13 protein-coding genes are annotated in these 16,639 nt (G+C 61.2%); 9 read left to right on the forward strand and 4 right to left on the reverse strand.

The annotated features are described in order from the left end of the window. The first annotated feature begins 153 nt into the window (after positions 1 to 153). Entirely contained in the window at positions 154 to 1,296 is a 1,143-nt protein-coding gene (locus IB235_RS23615) for a UDP-galactopyranose mutase (RefSeq protein ID WP_192338805.1), read from the forward strand. Continuing rightward, positions 1,293 to 2,150: a CatB-related O-acetyltransferase gene (locus tag IB235_RS23620; RefSeq protein ID WP_192338806.1), complete on the forward strand. Its 858-nt coding sequence runs from the start codon at positions 1,293 to 1,295 to the stop codon at positions 2,148 to 2,150. Before IB235_RS23615 ends, IB235_RS23620 begins: the two co-directional genes overlap by 4 nt. Positions 2,151 to 2,242: 92 nt before the next feature. Here IB235_RS23620 and IB235_RS23625 read toward each other — a convergent pair whose 3' ends face one another. Together IB235_RS23625 and IB235_RS23630 are read right to left on the reverse strand one after the other, a co-directional pair. Continuing rightward, positions 2,243 to 2,908, reverse strand: a complete 666-nt coding sequence (locus IB235_RS23625) for an ABC transporter ATP-binding protein (protein ID WP_192338807.1) — start codon at positions 2,906 to 2,908, stop codon at positions 2,243 to 2,245. A gap of 2 nt (positions 2,909 to 2,910) precedes the next feature. After that, entirely contained in the window at positions 2,911 to 4,086 is a 1,176-nt protein-coding gene (locus IB235_RS23630) for a capsule biosynthesis protein (RefSeq protein ID WP_155042480.1), read from the reverse strand. A gap of 194 nt (positions 4,087 to 4,280) precedes the next feature. On the opposite strand from IB235_RS23630, the gene IB235_RS23635 reads away from it, so the two are divergent. From IB235_RS23635 to IB235_RS23655, 5 genes are all read left to right on the forward strand, one after another. Then, entirely contained in the window at positions 4,281 to 5,111 is an 831-nt protein-coding gene (locus IB235_RS23635) for an ABC transporter permease (RefSeq protein WP_225612591.1), read from the forward strand. 58 nt (positions 5,112 to 5,169) lie between these two features. Then, the gene (locus IB235_RS23640) at positions 5,170 to 6,153 is read left to right on the forward strand and encodes a glycosyltransferase (protein WP_192338808.1); all 984 of its coding nucleotides are present in this window, start codon (positions 5,170 to 5,172) and stop codon (positions 6,151 to 6,153) included. A gap of 76 nt (positions 6,154 to 6,229) precedes the next feature. Next, positions 6,230 to 7,267, forward strand: coding sequence for a hypothetical protein (locus IB235_RS23645; protein ID WP_155042478.1), 1,038 nt, complete (start codon positions 6,230 to 6,232; stop codon positions 7,265 to 7,267). Between the two features lie 175 nt (positions 7,268 to 7,442). Then, positions 7,443 to 11,183 (forward strand): glycosyltransferase, encoded by a 3,741-nt coding sequence (locus tag IB235_RS23650; protein WP_192338809.1) that lies wholly within the window; start codon positions 7,443 to 7,445, stop codon positions 11,181 to 11,183. Positions 11,184 to 11,210: 27 nt separating this feature from the next. Then, on the forward strand, positions 11,211 to 12,275 hold the full coding sequence (locus tag IB235_RS23655; RefSeq protein ID WP_192338810.1) for a hypothetical protein: 1,065 nt from the start codon (positions 11,211 to 11,213) through the stop codon (positions 12,273 to 12,275). Between the two features lie 30 nt (positions 12,276 to 12,305). Here IB235_RS23655 and IB235_RS23660 read toward each other — a convergent pair whose 3' ends face one another. Beyond that, a complete protein-coding gene (locus tag IB235_RS23660) occupies positions 12,306 to 13,328 on the reverse strand; it encodes a replication initiation protein (protein WP_155042475.1) in 1,023 nt (340 codons plus the stop codon). 591 nt (positions 13,329 to 13,919) lie between these two features. On the opposite strand from IB235_RS23660, the gene IB235_RS23665 reads away from it, so the two are divergent. Then, a complete protein-coding gene (locus IB235_RS23665; protein ID WP_155042474.1) occupies positions 13,920 to 15,119 on the forward strand; it encodes an AAA family ATPase in 1,200 nt (399 codons plus the stop codon). Then, complete coding sequence (locus IB235_RS23670) at positions 15,116 to 16,066, forward strand: ParB/RepB/Spo0J family partition protein (protein ID WP_192338811.1); 951 nt, start codon at positions 15,116 to 15,118, stop codon at positions 16,064 to 16,066. Before IB235_RS23665 ends, IB235_RS23670 begins: the two co-directional genes overlap by 4 nt. Before the next feature lie 321 nt (positions 16,067 to 16,387). Here IB235_RS23670 and IB235_RS25430 read toward each other — a convergent pair. Then, positions 16,388 to 16,639: hypothetical protein (locus IB235_RS25430; RefSeq protein WP_225612592.1), on the reverse strand; the 252-nt coding region annotated here is incomplete at its 5' end.

Below are 16,639 nucleotides of genomic sequence, written 5' to 3' on the forward strand. Positions count from 1 at the left end.
ATCCAAAACACCAAGCCGCCCAAGGGCGGCTTTCTGCATTCCAGCTCCCGAGAACCCCAATGCTGGACAGAAAACCCCACACAAATTACCAATCCTGAACCCAAAAGCCCGGAAACAACCAGGCACACCGCCAGAAAATCGGGACCAAGGATCATGACACTGCTCATCGTCGGCGCAGGACTCTCGGGCGCCGTCATCGCAAGAAAATCCGCCGAAAAAGGCTATTACTGCCGCGTCATCGACAGCCGGACCCACATCGCCGGCAATTGTCATACCCAGCGCGATGCCGGAACCGGTGTCATGATGCATGTTTATGGGCCGCATATCTTCCACACCGACGATGCCGATGTCTGGACCTATGCCAATCGCTTCGCCGAGTTCGTGCCGTTCCTGAACCGGGTCAAGACCACCGCGCAGGGCGCAGTCTATTCGCTTCCGGTGAATCTGCACACGATCAACCAGTTCTTTGGCCGGACGATGGGGCCGGACGAGGCGCGGGCCTTCATCGACAGCAAGGCCGACCGCTCGATCGAGAACCCACGGACCTTTGAGGAGCAGGCCCTGCGCTTCGTCGGCCGCGAGCTCTACGAGGCCTTCTTCAAGGGTTATACCGAAAAGCAATGGGGATGCCTCCCCAGCGAGCTGCCCGCCAGCATCCTCAAGCGTCTGCCTCTGCGCTTCAACTATGACGACAATTACTTCGCCCACCGCTTCCAGGGCATCCCGCGCGATGGCTATACGGCCATGGTTTCCGCCATTCTCGATCATCCCCGGATCACCGTCGAACTGGAGACGGCCTATAACCCGGCCATGGCCGAAGCGGCGGATCATGTCTTCTGGTCAGGCCCCCTTGATGGGTTCTTCGATTACCGGCTGGGGCGGCTTGGCTATCGTACGCTGGATTTCGAACGCTTCACCCATGATGGCGATTATCAGGGCTGCGCCGTGATGAATTACGGGGATCCTGACGTGCCCTGGACCCGGATCACTGAGCACAAGCATTTCAGCCCCTGGGAAAACCATCAGGGCAGCATCTGCTATCGCGAATATTCGCGCCCGGCCGGTGACGAAGACATTCCCTATTACCCGATCCGTCTGGTGAAGGAGAAATCCCTGTTGGCGCGATATGTCGATCTGGCCAGAGCGCAGGACAAGACGACCTTTGTCGGTCGCCTCGGGACCTATCGCTATCTGGACATGGATGTCACCATCCGCGAGGCACTGGACACGGCCGAGGCTTTTGTTTCTGCGAAGGCGGAACAACGCAGGATGCCGGCTTTCATGATTGCACCATGATCCTTGCAGGCTGCGCGATTGCGGTAAGCAGAGTGCGGCTTGAGCCCGGATGTGATGGCCTGATAAGCAGGACAGGATCGGTCGCTTATCGCTTGGGAGAGTTGATGCGTTTTGGACTTCCGTTGGCGGGGTTGGGTCGTTTCGGCCTGCGCAAACCAAACCCGGATAAGGATAAAGACAATTCCGTGCCGCCCAAAACCCAGCCCCAACCTCAGGCAAAACCTCAGGTAGAACGGCCCCATGTGAGCCTGTTTTCCAAGAAAGAACTCGGCGAGTTCTACGCGCTTGCGGATGCCTCAGCGGTCACGGCGGGGAATATTCGTGGGCCCCGGCTGAAATGGGATATTCAAGGGAATGCCCTGAGCGGCAAATATACCGGGATCAACGGAGAGTTCACCGCGCGCGGTGTCGTCCGGATCGGGAAGTATTGTGCCTTCGGAAGGTATGTCGCCCTCATTTCCGGAAACCACCGGACTGATATGCCCAACCAGCAGGTCTGGTTCAACAAGCGCTTCGGCTTCACCCCGGCGGTCGAAACGAAGGGCCCGGTCGAAATCGGCCATAACGTGTGGATCGGCGATAAAGTCAGCGTTTTGTCGGGTGTCCAGATCGGGCATGGGGCGGTCATTGGCGCCGGAACTACCGTTGTGAAATCGGTGCCGCCTTTCACGATCGTCGGAGGAAGTCCTGCCCGTGAGATCCGTCGCAGATTCAGCCAGAGCGTTATCGAGCAGATGCTGGCGCTTGGCTGGTGGGACTGGGACGATGACCGGATTGCACGAAACAAGACGTTCTTTGAGCTGAACCTTACGCCAACGGATGATTTCGATCTGTTCTCGGTCGTTGTGGACTAGGGACACAACGCACAGACCTCATGTTGCGCGTCTGCCATGTATCGGCAGCGGCGCGCAGCATGGGAGGGGATGGACGGATCACCAGGACCCGTTCAGCCCCCCTGAGAGGTGAAGCCCCGTTCGTAAAAATAGATGGCCTCGTTCACGTCGTCGAAAACCTTCAGACGCCCGCGATGCAGAACCGCGCCCATCGTGCAGACACGGCGAATGAAGGGCATGGAGTGGCTGACGACCACCGCGCTGCCAGACCTCATGCGATCGGTGAACACGGCGCGCGATTTTTCCTTGAAGGCAGCATCGCCAACACTGGTGACCTCATCGACCAGATAGGTGTCGAAATCGATCCCCATGCTGGTTCCCATCGCCAGGCGCGATCTCATGCCCGAGGAATAGGTCCCAAAGGGCTTGTGGAAGCTGGGGCCGATCGCGGCGAAGTCCTCGACATAATCGACCAGGGCATCGGTATCGACGCCGTAGATCCGGGCCACGAAGCGGACATTCTGCGCCCCGGTCAGCTCGCCATGGAAGCTGCCGGCAAAGCCGACCGGCCAGGAAACCGTCCCGTCGCTGAGGATCCGCCCCGAAGTCGGCAGCATCGTGCCCGCGATCATTCGAAGCAGGCTGGATTTACCTGCACCATTTCGTCCCAGCAGGGCCACGGATTGCCCGGTGGGAAAGACCGCGTTGACGCGGTCCGCAATCACCGTCCGTAACCCCTTGGTGTGATAGATCTTGGTGAGGTCCTCCAAGACGATCATGATCAGCGCCGATCGCGAATGCTGTAATAGATGAGCAGCATGATCGACCAACCCAGCAGCATGACGCCGAAGACACTGGCCAGCAGCCAGGCGCGGCGCGGTGCCAGAGAGGATTCCGCGATCTTGGGCTCAATATGGGCGGCCAGATAGCGCGACTGCCGCATGGCTTCGGCGACGGCGGTTTCATAGCCGGCCTGAGCCGAGCGGAAGGTCACTTCGGCGAATTCCATATCCGAGGCGAGCTTCTCGTATTCGGCCATCAGCTGGGCATAGCTCTCGCCGGCCGGCCCCTCTCCGGCGGCACCAAGCTTGGCACGTTCGTCTACGATCCGGGCGCGGATGGCGTCGATCTTCTGCTTGGCCTGGGTGACCCGGTGATCGTCGTCGCGGGCGACATTATGCAATGTGTCGAGTGTGATCAGGGCTTCAGCCAGCTGCGCTTGCAGTGAGTTCAGGACCCCCATCTGGCCCGAGAGATCGGCCTTTGGGTCGACGATCTGCGTCCGCATCCGGAAGGTCGTCAGGGCCTGACGGGTTTCGGTCAGGCGTGCCTGGGCCTTTTCCAGCTCGGTGCGGGCAAAGCGGGTGGTATCTTCGCGGGCGATGTCGGACAGCCTGTTGATCGTCCGGCTGCTTTCGTCAAAAGCGGCGCGCGCGATCTCATAAGCGTCCTCGCGGGTGAAGGCGGCAACCTGCAGCGTGATCAGCCGGGTCGAGGTGTCGTAGAGGACGCGGACCTGACGACGCCAGTATTTTGTCAGATCCTCGATGGGCAGGCTGGGGTTCAGGGCAAAGACCGGATCATCTGGCCAGGCCTTCGAGAACCGGGCGCGCAGGTCCATGGTCTTGTCGATCTTGGAGACGATGTCCTCGCTGCCCAGGAAGTCGTAAAGGATGTCGGTATCCGAGGCCGTCGTATTGCTGGCCAACTGGGTGATGCCGCCCAGAATGTCGATGCTGGGGCTCGCATCTTCCTTGCGAACCGAGAAAGAGACCGTCGAGATGTACTGGTCCTCGGCGCGCGTCCACAGATACCAGGCGCTGATCAGCGTGGGCAGGCCGACGACCAGCAGGAAGGAAAGCAGGATCAGCTTGTGGCGCAGTTCCATCCGGGCGTTGGGAACCGTCGGGCGCACGACATCCGCCTGCTTGGTGATCCGCGAGACCGGGCTGGTCACGGTCCTTGGCGCTGACGGTGTGAGGGTGGCTTGGACAACGGGTTTGACCAGTCTCGCAGGGGTGAGCGCACCCTTATCGGCCTGCTCCTTGTCCACGGGTGAGGTCTGTTTCACGTTGTCATGCTTTCGGTTGTTTCCACCCCTGCAGGCTTGTTACATGCGCCCATACGCCAAGACCAGCGGCCCGAATTCATATGTCTGTCAAACTGACGCCCGTATCCCCTTCCCCGGCCGGACAGCTGCATCATGTCCGCAAGCGTCCGCGTTTCCAGATGGGCCGGACCGTGCTGGCGCTGATGCTGCGCGAGATGGCGACGACATATGGCCGTTCCGTGGGCGGGTATCTGTGGGCAATCCTCGATCCTGTTCTGGGTATCGCGCTTTTGTCCCTGCTGTTCTCACTTGCGCTGCGCAGGCCGCTGATCGGCGAAAACTTCGCCTTGTTCTATGCCAGCGGGTATCTGCCCTTTGCCATGTTCAATTCGTTATCCCAGAAAATGGCGCGATCAGTGCAATTTTCCAAGCCTTTCATGGCCTATCCCTGCGTGACCTTCATGGATACGCTGATCGCGCGATTATTGCTGAACGGGCTGACCGATATCATCGTCGCGGCAATCGTGGTGACCGGGATCCTCGTGATCTATGGGCTGCCTTTCTGGGTCGATCTGGGGCCACTGGCCCTGACCATGGTGCTGGCTATTTTCCTGGCTGCGGGAATTGGCACGCTGAATTGCTTCATCATGACGTCCTTCCCGGCATATGAGCGCATCTGGTCGATCCTGACCCGACCGCTTTTCCTGATCTCCGGCATCTTCTTCACCTTCGATTCCATCCCGAAGATTGCGCAGGATATCCTGTGGTACAATCCGCTGGTCCATCTGATCGGATTGATGCGCAAGGGACTTTATCCAACCTATGGCGGCGAATATATCAGCCCCGGCTATGTCGCCGTCGTCGCTGCTGTCACGCTGTTTTTCGGGCTGCTGCTGCTGGTCCGCCATTTCAAACGACTGCTGGAAAACTGATCCGCACGGCTTTGCGGCCATGGGCTGGCCCGTTTCTCGAACATGAAAGTCGCCGCCAATGACCGGCTCTTCGTCCTCCAGCAACCGGTTGATCCTGGCTGCCGTCGTCGTCACGCATAATCGCCTGGAGAAGCTTCAGGTGACGGTGAAGCGCCTTCTGGAAGAAGGGGTCGACCACGTCCTGGTCTTCGACAACGCCTCCAGCGACGGAACCGCCGAATGGCTGGCCGAGAACGGCGATCCGCGCCTGAGCATCTGCCGCAGCGCCGATAATCTGGGCGGGGCGGGCGGTTTTGACCAAGGCATGCGCGAGGCTGTCCGGCGCTTCGACCCGGATTGGCTGGTGGTCATGGACGATGACGGCCGTCCGGCGCCCAAGGCGATTGCCGCCTTCCATGCGATGGACAAGCAGGGCTGGGATGCGATCGGGGCTGCGGTCTTCTGGCCCGCAGGCGGGATCTGCGAAATGAACCGTCCCTATCGCAATCCCTTCTGGCGGGGGCGCGAATTCCTTCACACCCTGTCGGGAAAGGGCCGACGCGGATTTCACCTGCAGGATACAGCCTATGCTGCCGGAGCACCGGTGGTGGATATCGACATGGCGTCCTTTGTCGGGCTGTTCCTGTCGCGTGCAGTCATCGCGCGGGCAGGTTTTCCGGATGGCCGGCTGTTCGTCTATGGCGACGACCAGATGTATACCCTGCAGATGCGACGCAAGGGATTGCGGATCGGCTTCGCGCCGCAGATCCGCTTTGAGCATGACACCGAGGCCCGGCAGGGAGAAAGCGGCGTGGTGCTGACCCCTTTGTGGAAGGTCTATTACATGTATCGCAACGCGCTTTTTGCTTATCGCATCGCGGCGGGGCCGCTGTTCTGGCCGCTGGTGCCGCTGCTTCTGGTCAAATGGCGACGCAAGGCGCGGGATTACGGCGCGAACCGCGCGATCTTCCTGCGCATGCTGGACGCGGCAATCCGGGACGGGTTGCGCGGGCGCATGGACCTTCGGCACGAAGAGGTGGTGTCGCTGGCCGAACGGCCCTGACCATCTGTCAGATCTTGCTGGCCTTCTTTCGGCCGGTGATCATGGATTGAACCGGAACAACGGAACCCGCACCCAGATGACCAACACCCAGACACCCGCCTCCTTCGTCATCCTGGGCGGATCGAACTCCCTCCTGACCAATGGCTGGGTGGACAAGCTCAAGCAGATCCATCCCGAACCGGAACGGATCGTCAATCTCAGCATCGGGGCGGCGACCTCGGCGATGGGGATCTACAGGCTGCTGACCTGCACCGAGCTTCCGGAAAATCCCGTCATCCTGTGGGAATACTCCCTCAATGAGGCCAATTACGTCCTGAACAGGCAGTCTCCGGCAGTCCTGAGCTATCATCTGGAGTGGCTGCTCGAGATCTGCGCGCGGCGCGGATATCGGGTTTTGCCCGTTCTTCTTTATAACAAGGCCGAGGCGACCGGCGCCGAAAAGAACCCCTATCGGAACGCCCTGCGCCAGACCCTGGAAGGCCATCGTCTGACGCAGGTCGATGCGCAAAGGCTGTGGCGCGAACGCTTTGCCCATCTCGATGCGGATCGGCTCTACAAGGAAAACCCGCATTACTCGACCGAGACCGATTTCCTTGCCACCCTCGCCGCCGAGGTGATCGAGGCGGGCTCTTCGGCCCGGGTCCCGGCACGCGATCCGGATCTGCGGCAGGAGTTTTCGGGCCGCGACCTGCAGGTCGTCCTTCCCGACATCCCGGCCTCCGGGACATTCACCAACCGCCTTCTGAACTGCGGGCTTTTCCCGTTCCGCTCGGATCTGCCCTTTTCCACCGCCGGGCGCCTGCTGGCCTGCTACCTGATCGCCACTCGTGCCGAGCCGGCCATCCTGTTCCAATCCAGCGCAGGCGAAAGAGGCCCCTATTCCACCCAGATCAGCCCCAAGGAAGGTGGCCCGCTCAAGCAGTTGAAGCATCTGTTGCTGTGGTCGCCAAAAGAACCGCCGCTCGAGGTGCGCGGCAGCCTGACGCTGTGCCCGCAAGCCATGAACGGCAGAAAACCCCTCGTGCAGCACACCATGTCCTGGAACCCGCCCGCCAAAGATGGCGCGCCGGGAATTGGCGGCTTGATCGGGCTGCTGATGGAAGTGGATGGGTAAAAGACGCTGGTCTTGTGGACACCCGCAGCCACTGGCCTCTCTATCTCCTTTTGACGGTTTGCCCTATAGGCGGAAAACAAGAAGGGCAGAGTCTGCATGAGCGCGGTGACTTGGGTCAAAACCGGGTCGCCTGACCGCGCGAGGCAGATCAATCAGACACCCCCTGGACCCGGTCATGACGATGAGCAGAAATCACGACACTTCCGGCGCGGGGAACGCGCTTTACAAGAAGTTCCTTGCCCTGCTGGGGCGGCCTCAATCCAGGGAAGTCACCGACTTCCGCGAGGACCTGCTTGCCCGGCGTTTTTTGTCGCATCGGATCGGCTTCCAGCGGGCGAACCTGAAGGGGGCATTTTCGGCCAACCTGTCCCGCGTCTTTCCCAACCTGATCGCGGTCGACGAACCGGGCATCGATGGCGATGCGCCGGTGCTGATGTATGGCGCGATCCTGGATGATCTGTCGAAATCGCATGACAGCACCAAGACCCTGCTGCCGCATGTCCGTGTTACCGACCCCGTCCTGTTCTTCGAGATGGGATTTCTCGCCTCGACCACCAGTTGGTCCGAAGCCCTGGCCTCGCGCGATCCGGGGCAGGCCTGTCTGGGCTATATCTTCGATGACCGCGCCCAGTACTACATGTCCGATTACGAGACCCGTCTGGACGAGAAGCTGAACAGCGACTTTGCACTGTCCGACGACGAAAGGGCGCGGGCGGAACGGGTCATGCGGCGCATCGTCGAGGCGCGGATCTCGAAATACAATTCCCAGCCTTTCTACCGTCCAGTCGTCTCTCCGGGCTATGCGCGGCGCGTGCTGGTGATCGACCAGAACTTCTCGGATGCCTCGACCTTCTATGGGCGTGCCTCGGACAAGGAGTTCAGGGCCGCGCTGGATGCCGCCATCGCGGAAAACCCCGATGCCGAGATTCTGGTCAAGACCCACCCGGACCTCAACTGGGTTAAGAACGGCACAAGGCGGGGCTATTTCGATCAGCTGACCAACAAGGGGCGCGTGCGGATCATGCGCGACAGCGTCAATCCGTTCGAATTGTTCGATCTGGTTGATAAGGTCTATGTCGGCACCAGTGGCATGGGCTTCGAGGCCCTGCTGGCCGGCAAGGAGGTGGTCTGTTTCGGCGCGCCCTTCTATGCCGGCTGGGGCCTGACCGATGATCGCGCAACCGTGCCGCATCGCCGACGCCCGCGCGATCTGGCCGAGATGTTTCACGCGACCTACATCTGGTACACGATCTACCACCTGCCCACGGGTGAGACCCCGTCCCGGATCGAAGATGTACTGGACTATATCGAGGCGCATCGCCCGGTCCGTCCCATCCCGAACGAGGTCTCGGCCGAGCCCGCGCTGTCGATCGTTATTCCGGTCCATGGCGTCGAACGCTATGTGGCGGACTGCCTGGCCTCGATCCAGCGGCAGAGCTTCCAGGATTTCGAGGTCATCCTGATCGACGATGTCAGCCCGGACCGCTCGGCCGAGATCGTCGAAGGCTATTGCGCCCGTGACCCCCGGATCCGGCTGATCAAGCGCAGCGACAATATCGGGCCAGGCTTTGCCCGCAACCAGGGGGTGGACGAGGCCCGCGGCCGCTATGTCCTGTTCATCGATCCCGATGACTACATGCCCGATCCCGACCATCTAGGGCGGGTTGTCGCCATGGCCGAGGCCGATGGCGCCGACATGGTGCGCTATCGAAAACTGAATGAGCAGGTCGAGGATCAGGACGGCGTCATCCAGCAGATGCGCCCGGATGTCACCGAGACCTTTTTCCCCACTGAGGTCCGCCGGACCTCGATCGCCGAATATCCGCAGATCGCCCATTCGCGGCATTTCTGGAACTGGCTCTATCGCCGGGACTTCCTGACCCAGCATCAGATCCGCTTCCTGACCTCCTATCGCGAAGAGCGCGCCTATCTGCTGCAGGCCTATCTGGCCGATCCGGTCATCTCGGTCTGCGACAGTGATGGGGTCGTCTATCGCATCCGCAGCGATTCCGCCGTGCGGCGCGCCCAGACCATGGCCGATGTGAAGGACCAGCTGCAGAATTTCGATTCCGTCATCGAGCAGCTGCAGCATGCCGGTGCATTGCAGCCGGATTCACCGCATTGGTGGTTCTCGCGTTTCCAGGTCTCGCAATTCCTGCATCACCTGTATTTCGGCTTTGCCTGGAAGACGGCCGTCGCCGAGCGCGCGGCGGGCACTTTCATCAAGAAGCTGGCCAAGACCCTGAACCGCACGGGTATGGGGCCTCGGGACCTGATCTCGGACCCTTCGCAACTGTCGCAATCACATGTCCATGCCGGAGCCTACGGGCTTTTGCTGATGGCAACGCGGTTGCAGCGCAAGGACCTGATCGATGCTGCGCTGGCCCTGACCCCGATCGCAGCTGCGGATCTTTACGCCGGGTTCCTGCAAGAGCCGACCAATGACGCCGAGCGCGGCCTTGAGCAGGCCTTGAACAGCTATGCCAGAAACAGCCGCATCGCGTCCCCCGACACTCTCCTTCAGCCCAGCGGGCCACGCCCGCGCCTGATCATCCACCTTGGTGCGACCAAGACCGGCAGCACTGCGTTGCAGCACCTGCTGGAGGACAACCGGCCAGCCCTGCTGCGCAAGGGAATCTGGTATCCCGAGGTCGGTCTTTTCTGGCAGCCCGGCCGACCTCACAAGCAGGCGGGCCATGCGGGCTTCCTGAACCCGGAGAACCGGCAAGAACTGCGCCAGCACCTGCTGAACGGCCTGGCGCTGATGCCGGGGCAGATCCACACCATCATCCTCTCGTCCGAGGGTTTCTTCCTCAATCCGCAATCCGCGACCCTGATCGAGGACTTCCGGGACTTCGATGTCGAGATGGTGGTCTATCTGCGCAGGCAGGACGAATGGGTGAATTCGCAATATGCCGAATTCGTTGCCGGCGGCGCGATCAACTCGACCTCGCTTCCTTTCGCGGAATGGCTTCAGACGGGCATGGTCCGTTCCTGTCTGGACTATGACCGGCTGATCGGCACTTGGGAGAAATCCCTGAACAAGGACGCCATCCATATCCGCCGCTACCTGCGTCAGCCCGGCGTGGATTGGGACATCATCGCGGATTTTTCCGAAGCCACCCGCCTGCCCGACATCACCCGCCTGCCGCCCCTGGCCCGCGAGAAGACCAATGAGGCCCGGCTGTCCAGCGCCCATGTCGAGCTGATCCGGCTGTTCAACAAGCGCCGTTTTCCCGGCAAGAACGTCTATCTGAACTTCATCGAAACCGCCGTGGCCCGCCTGAATGCATGGCGACGCGAGCAGGGGCTGCCGATGCCCTCGCCCTGGCTTCTGACGGGTGAGGTTGCCGACCGGATCATGGTTGCGGCAGCAACGGGGAATGCCAGGATTGCCCGGGATTACTTCGGTCTGAGCGCAGACGAACTGTTCCCGCCGCGCGCAGCACCTCCGCCCGATTGTCCGGTGCATCTGGCCGAGTTCGAGATTGTCGAGGCGGCCTATGCGGACACGCAGCTGAAGCCCGCCAGCAGGGATGGCGAGCTGATCAATTACGGCCTGTTCAGCTGGCGGCTCTGGTCGTCGGTCCCATTGCTGGCGCTGGCCTACAGGAAGCGCGGCCGCCCGGATCTGGCCGCCGATCTGCTGGACGATCCCGAGGCATTCGCCAAGATGCATTGGAGTGGGCGGCATCCGAAGCTGCGCTGGCTGGCCTATTCCAAGGCCAACACGCTCGGACCGCGACAGATGCTGCGTCTGTGGGTCCCTCTCCTGACACCTTTGGTGCGCAGGCGTGGCGGAGACGCCGCGGCCGAACGTCTCTCGGGCAATCCGGTGGCCTTCGTGCGCGATCTGCGCAGCCCGGCGGCCCGTATGATCGGCAGGCTGCTGTTCCCGATGGGGGAAAAATGCTGACACGACCGAGCCTTGCAGATGGCTGACATGGCCACAGGCCGCAGGGTCGTTACCCTTGAGGTGCCGGAAGCCTGGTTCGCCAGCCCCGAGGACGGTGACCGGCATCAATTGTTCTACAGCTCGCTGCTGGCGGCCTTGGCCGAACTGGAAGTCCTGATCGATCCTGTCTGGCTGCCACGTGGGGCCGAACGTGCGCCCCGCCCCGCAGGACAGGGCGACTTCACCATCAGCTTTCATTCCCACGGCCCGGATGCCGGAAATGTCCTGCGCTGCAAGGAATCCTATATCCCGCCTTATTACAGCATGGACCCGATGGGTTATGCCTGCTTCTCACAACTGGCCAGGCAGCCGGAGCTTTATCACGATGCGATCGCCCGGCAGGATGCAGATCGCGCCTCGAGCTTTGTCAGGGATCTGGCGCAGGAACTGAAAAGCGGCAATCTGTCGAAATACCCGCAGCCGGATTACGCCGAAGGCACGGCCACGAATTACGTCTTCCTGCCCCTGCAGGTGCAGAACGATTCCGTGGCGGTCGGCAGATGGATCGAGACGCCCGAGGTCATGCGCAGGGTTGCCGATACGGCAGCGGCGCGGGGGTTGAGGACGATCATCAAACGGCATCCCCGTTGCCGAAGCCGCAGGATTGCCGGGCTTCTGGACGCTCTGGCGCAAAGGCCAGATGTGGTGATCTCGACCGCCTCGGTCCACACGCTGATTGCCAATGCCGAGCTGGTGGTTGGCGCCAATTCTGGCGTCCTTTTCGAGGCGCTGATCCAGGGCAAGCCGGTCGTCAGCTACGCGGCGGCGGATTTCGGGCAGGTCACGCAGCAGGTGCACACCCCTGAGGCCCTGACGCAGGCCATTACGATGCCCGACAGGGTTGATGCCTCGTGGCGGGACAAGTTCCTGTTCTGGTATCTGACCGAATATTGCGTTCGTGCCGATGACGTGCCGGCCATCCGCCAGCGGATCTCCCTGGCCCTCGATACCCACCCTGCCGGTCTGCGGTCCGGGCACCGGGCTTTTGCCAGCTACAAGCGCAGGCTTTACGCCTATTCGCTGATCGATCGGATCAAGCGGCGCTTCTTCTGATTGCCAGACCTAGCGCCGCTTGGCCCGGCGTCAGAGCGAATTCTTCTCGGCATAACTGCGAAAGAAGGCCAGATAGGCCCGGTCGGGGTCCTTGGGCTCGTCTTTATCAGCCTGCCAGGAGCGCCATTCCCCTTCCACGAAATAGATGTCGTATCCGGGATGGCGCAGCCGGGCCGTCTCATAGGTGGCGCTGTGCAGGGCGGCGCCATGGGGTTCCAGCCAGGCCGGACGGGGGCGCGGCTCGGGCTCGTTGGCGATCTGTTCGGCGCGGCCCTCGGCCTTGACCTTGCGCCCAACCTTCGAGAATTGCAGCGCCCGGTCGGCGGCGCCGCTGGCATCGCCGTCCTTGCGCCACCAGCGCAGTTCGACATGGGTCACCGCCCGACCCGTCTTGACCGGCAGGATCTCGACCATGAAATCGGACAGCGCATTGACCTCGGAGACCGCCGGGTCGATCGCGCGCAGCTTGAGGTTCGACCAGGACGAGAGCTTGCCCTTGGGCACCCCCATGATCCCGCGAAGCGCGGCAAGGGTCAGGGTCTCGGAGGCCTTCCAGCGCAGATTACCACGCTTCTGGATCATCTCGTAAAGCGTCAGTGCGTATTTCGAGGACAGCGCGAACATCACCTCGCGCTGCAGCCGGGCAAAGACCTGGCTGTTGCGGATGATCCGGCGCAGGCGCGAGGGGATTTCGTATTCCAGAAAACCCTCGGGCCGGCCGCTTTCCAGGTTGCCGCCCAGCAGCTGGACCCGCTCGATGGCCGGCTCGCCATTCCAGACCACCGCGATCTTGACGATGGCCGACATCAGCCGCTCGAGGCTTTCGCCGACCCGGTCATAGGAATTGTGGCTGCCGCGCAGCGCCGATTTCGAGATGACATGGGTCACCGGCTTGTCGATCGCGTCCCAGGCATTCTCAAGCAGCTGGTTGTAGATGCGCCGGTCGGTCAGGGTCAGCGGGGTGACCTCGATCAGGTCGATCAGCTCGCCCGGCTTGATGAGGCTGTCGGCATTCGGCTTTGCCTCGAGTGTCCGAATCGTCGCGTCCGTCATCTTCATTCCCGCCATCGAAGCTTACTTCTGTACTCCCCTCGACGTAAGTGTTCAACCGCAGCGCCAGCGTGGCACACCCCCGCACCCAAAATGTAAGCGATAGCCTGAGCGCATGGGATCGCCTGCATGCATCATTCGGGTTTTGCTGGGAAATTGCCGGGCTACGACAAAGGGTGACACCGCACCCGTTTTGTAAGGTTTCAGTCGCACCCGATCTGTAAGCTTTAGCATCCCGAAAAGTAAGTTTTAGCATCCCGAAAAGTAAGTTTTGCAATCCCAAAAAGTAAGAGTCAGAGCATATTACACTTTTAAAAACAACAACTTGGCTTCTATGAACTTAGAATCTAAGAACTAAGAACATAAGGGCTGAAACTTATCCACAGAATTTCCAGGCTCTCAGAGATGAACTCTTACAGATTGGGGCAGGCCGGATTCCAATGAAACGGACCCTCTGCCACGGTCTGCATTTCTGATAAGCCCATGGCTTTCGAAGCAGTTTCGCTTTCATCCGGAATCGCGCCAGACAATCCGAACTTTACGCATAGGCTCCTGACCGACATAATCCGGCCCAGCGAGCAGAAAGACAGGCTGATGAACCCTGCCCTTATTCCCGTCACCCTGGATGAGCTGACGGTGCTCAGCCAACGTGCCTCGACAGTCATCGAAAGACTGCGCGAGCGCGTTTTCGCCCCCGGCACGCAGAAGCAGCTGGAACTGGTCTTCAATGTTCGCACCGCCGCCGAAATGGTTGGGCGCTCGGAAAAGGCCATCCGCGATTACGAGGCCGATGGCCGCCTGCCGGCCCCCAAGAAGGACGAGGTCACCGGACGCCGGAACGGCTATTCGCTGGCCGATGTGAACCGCATGCGCAAGCTGTTCGGGACCATGCCACATCGTGCGCCCGAAGACCCGCCGCTGGTCCTGGCGGTGCAGAACTTCAAGGGCGGGGTAGGGAAGTCGACCATGGTCGTCCATCTGGCGCAGTATTTCGCGCTGAAGGGCTATCGGGTCTGCGTGATCGATTGCGATTCACAGGCTTCCTCGACTGCGGTTTTCGGCCTCAATCCCGATGTCGATGTCCATGAAGATGAGGACACGCTTTACCCCTTCCTGCAGCATGGCGGGCCGAAGACCCTGCATTACGCGCTGCGGGCGACCTATTGGCCCGGCATCGCCATCATCCCGGCCAATCTGGGGCTTTACGATGCCGAATATGAATTCGCGGCGCGCATGGCCCGCGATCCTGCCTTCATCCTCGACCGGCTGCGCGAGGGGGTGATGTCGATCGCCGATCAGTTCGACATCATCCTGCTCGATCCGCCGCCGGCGCTGGGAATGCTGTCGCTCTCGGTGCTGCGGGCGGCCAATGCCCTGCTGATCCCGGCACCGCCCAACAATATCGACTTCGCCTCGACCGCGCATTTCCTCAAGATGATGGAAGCAACGCTGAGCGAGCTCGCGCGCCATGGCGGGGCGCGGGAATACAGCTTCGTCAAGATCCTGACCTCGAAGATGGACGACCAGAAATCGGCGCATCAGGCGATCAAGCGGATGATGGACGCGGTCTTCCCGCAGGACATGCTGAACGCGGTGCTGAAGGATTCCGCCGAGATCGACAATGCCGCGGCCAATCTGATGACCGTCTACGAGTTGACCGGCGCCGCCACCCGGACCGAGACCCACAAGCGCTGCCGCGCCTATCTGGACGCTGTCGGCCGCGAGGTCGAATTGCTGGCCCGCAAGACCTGGCCCAGCCATCACCCCAACCTGCGCAAGGAAGGCCTGCTATGAGCAAGCGCCATGACGCGATCTTTCAGGACGTGCTGAAGGGGCTGGCGGAGCCGACAGCCCCGGACCGGGGCGCAGCGCGCTTCCTCAAGCGGCAGAACGCCCTCTCCGAGAGCGTCCAGCGCGAAGAGAAGGTCCTGCGCTGGGTCGATCCGGCCAGCTGCGCGATGTGGGAGCGTCACAACCGCGCCTATGACCTGCTGACCGAGAATAATTGCGGCGACCTGATCGACAGTCTCAAGGCTCAGGGCCGGCAGGAATTCCCTGCCATCGTCCGCAGGCTGCCGCCGGGGCGCGGGGCAGAATACGAGGTCATCTGCGGGGCGCGCCGTCATTTCGCCGTCTCATGGCTGCGGGCCAACAACTATCCGCAATTCTTCTACCTCATCGAGATCCGCGACCTGACCGATGAGGAGGCTTTCCGGCTTGCCGATATCGAGAACCGTGACCGCGCCGATCTGAGCGATTACGAGCGCGCCTGCGATTACCTGCAGGCGCTCGAATTCTATTACGGCGGCAAGCAGAAGGCGATGGCGGCCCGGCTGGAGGTCTCGGAGGCTTGGCTCTCGCGCTATCTCTACCTCGCACGCCTGCCCGAGATGCTGGTTCAGGCCTGGCCTCAGATCACTGATCTGCGCGAACTCCATGCCCGTCGCTTGCGCGCCATGCTGGCCCATGCCGAGGATCAGGTCCTGACCGAAGCTGCGGCCATTGCCACCGAACAGGAAGCCGCGCGGAACGGTCGAGGGGCGTTCATCCCCGTGCCGAAGGTGCTGGCCCGGCTGAAGGCTGCGGCTTTCGGATCGAAGCTGGTCGAGACCGAGACGGCCGAGCTGGCGATCCGGCGGCGCGGCAACCGGATCCGGTTGGAATTCTCGGATGACCTGCCCGAGCCCAGATTGCGCGCGGCACTTGAAGCTTTCCTCGCGCAGGAATTTCCGCGGGACTGAAATTGCCAATTGGCAATTTCCATCACCGCCGCCAAATCCTCAAAAATTGCCAATTGGCAATTTCCGTTGCCAGCACCTTCTGGCTGGCAAGATTGCCATTGCGCGATAAGCGGGACTTATCGCCAGCCATGTCCGGGGCGCAGCAGCTTACCGGACATCCGCGAGACAGGCCCCTCATGCGGCGCAGGTTGCGTATGTAGGTGACCCGTAACGGCTTCCTGGCTGGAAGCGCTGACCTCTTCCGGTGTTCCACAGCAGGCCTGCTCGGAGAGATTGCGACCCGATCCGCCGGGCTTTTGATGATTCATCCAGAAAATCCAGTCATCTGCGCAGCGGTAATTGGCGACACGGAATGAAAATCAATGAAAAAATGTTTTTTTTCATACACTTGCCAACAATTTCATATTTTTGTGGTTTTTGCTCTTGCGGGTTCTGGCGGTGATCCGTAAATACGCCTTCACCGAGCCGGCAGGGTGCTGGAGCGGTTCGGACGGATGGCCTTGACGGTTGTTTGTCTGGTAAAATCGGGAAGTTTGATGGCTTGTGCGGCGCCTGATGAGAAGATGGCGCGGT

It is taken from the genome of Paracoccus sp. PAR01 (assembly GCF_014851995.1).
In the GTDB taxonomy this organism is placed as follows: Bacteria; Pseudomonadota; Alphaproteobacteria; order Rhodobacterales; family Rhodobacteraceae; genus Paracoccus; species Paracoccus litorisediminis.

Excerpts from the sequence above, each read along its gene's own strand:
- IB235_RS23615 (WP_192338805.1), top strand. The coding sequence starts at position 154 with ATGACACTGCTCATCGTCGGCGCAGGACTCTCGGGCGCCGTCATCGCA.
- IB235_RS23620 (WP_192338806.1), top strand. The coding sequence starts at position 1,293 with ATGATCCTTGCAGGCTGCGCGATTGCGGTAAGCAGAGTGCGGCTTGAG.
- IB235_RS23625 (WP_192338807.1), bottom strand. The coding sequence starts at position 2,908 with ATGATCGTCTTGGAGGACCTCACCAAGATCTATCACACCAAGGGGTTA.
- IB235_RS23635 (WP_225612591.1), top strand. The coding sequence starts at position 4,281 with ATGTCTGTCAAACTGACGCCCGTATCCCCTTCCCCGGCCGGACAGCTG.
- IB235_RS23640 (WP_192338808.1), top strand. The coding sequence starts at position 5,170 with ATGACCGGCTCTTCGTCCTCCAGCAACCGGTTGATCCTGGCTGCCGTC.
- IB235_RS23645 (WP_155042478.1), top strand. The coding sequence starts at position 6,230 with ATGACCAACACCCAGACACCCGCCTCCTTCGTCATCCTGGGCGGATCG.
- IB235_RS23650 (WP_192338809.1), top strand. The coding sequence starts at position 7,443 with ATGACGATGAGCAGAAATCACGACACTTCCGGCGCGGGGAACGCGCTT.
- IB235_RS23655 (WP_192338810.1), top strand. The coding sequence starts at position 11,211 with ATGGCCACAGGCCGCAGGGTCGTTACCCTTGAGGTGCCGGAAGCCTGG.
- IB235_RS23660 (WP_155042475.1), bottom strand. The coding sequence starts at position 13,328 with ATGACGGACGCGACGATTCGGACACTCGAGGCAAAGCCGAATGCCGAC.
- IB235_RS23665 (WP_155042474.1), top strand. The coding sequence starts at position 13,920 with ATGAACCCTGCCCTTATTCCCGTCACCCTGGATGAGCTGACGGTGCTC.
- IB235_RS23670 (WP_192338811.1), top strand. The coding sequence starts at position 15,116 with ATGAGCAAGCGCCATGACGCGATCTTTCAGGACGTGCTGAAGGGGCTG.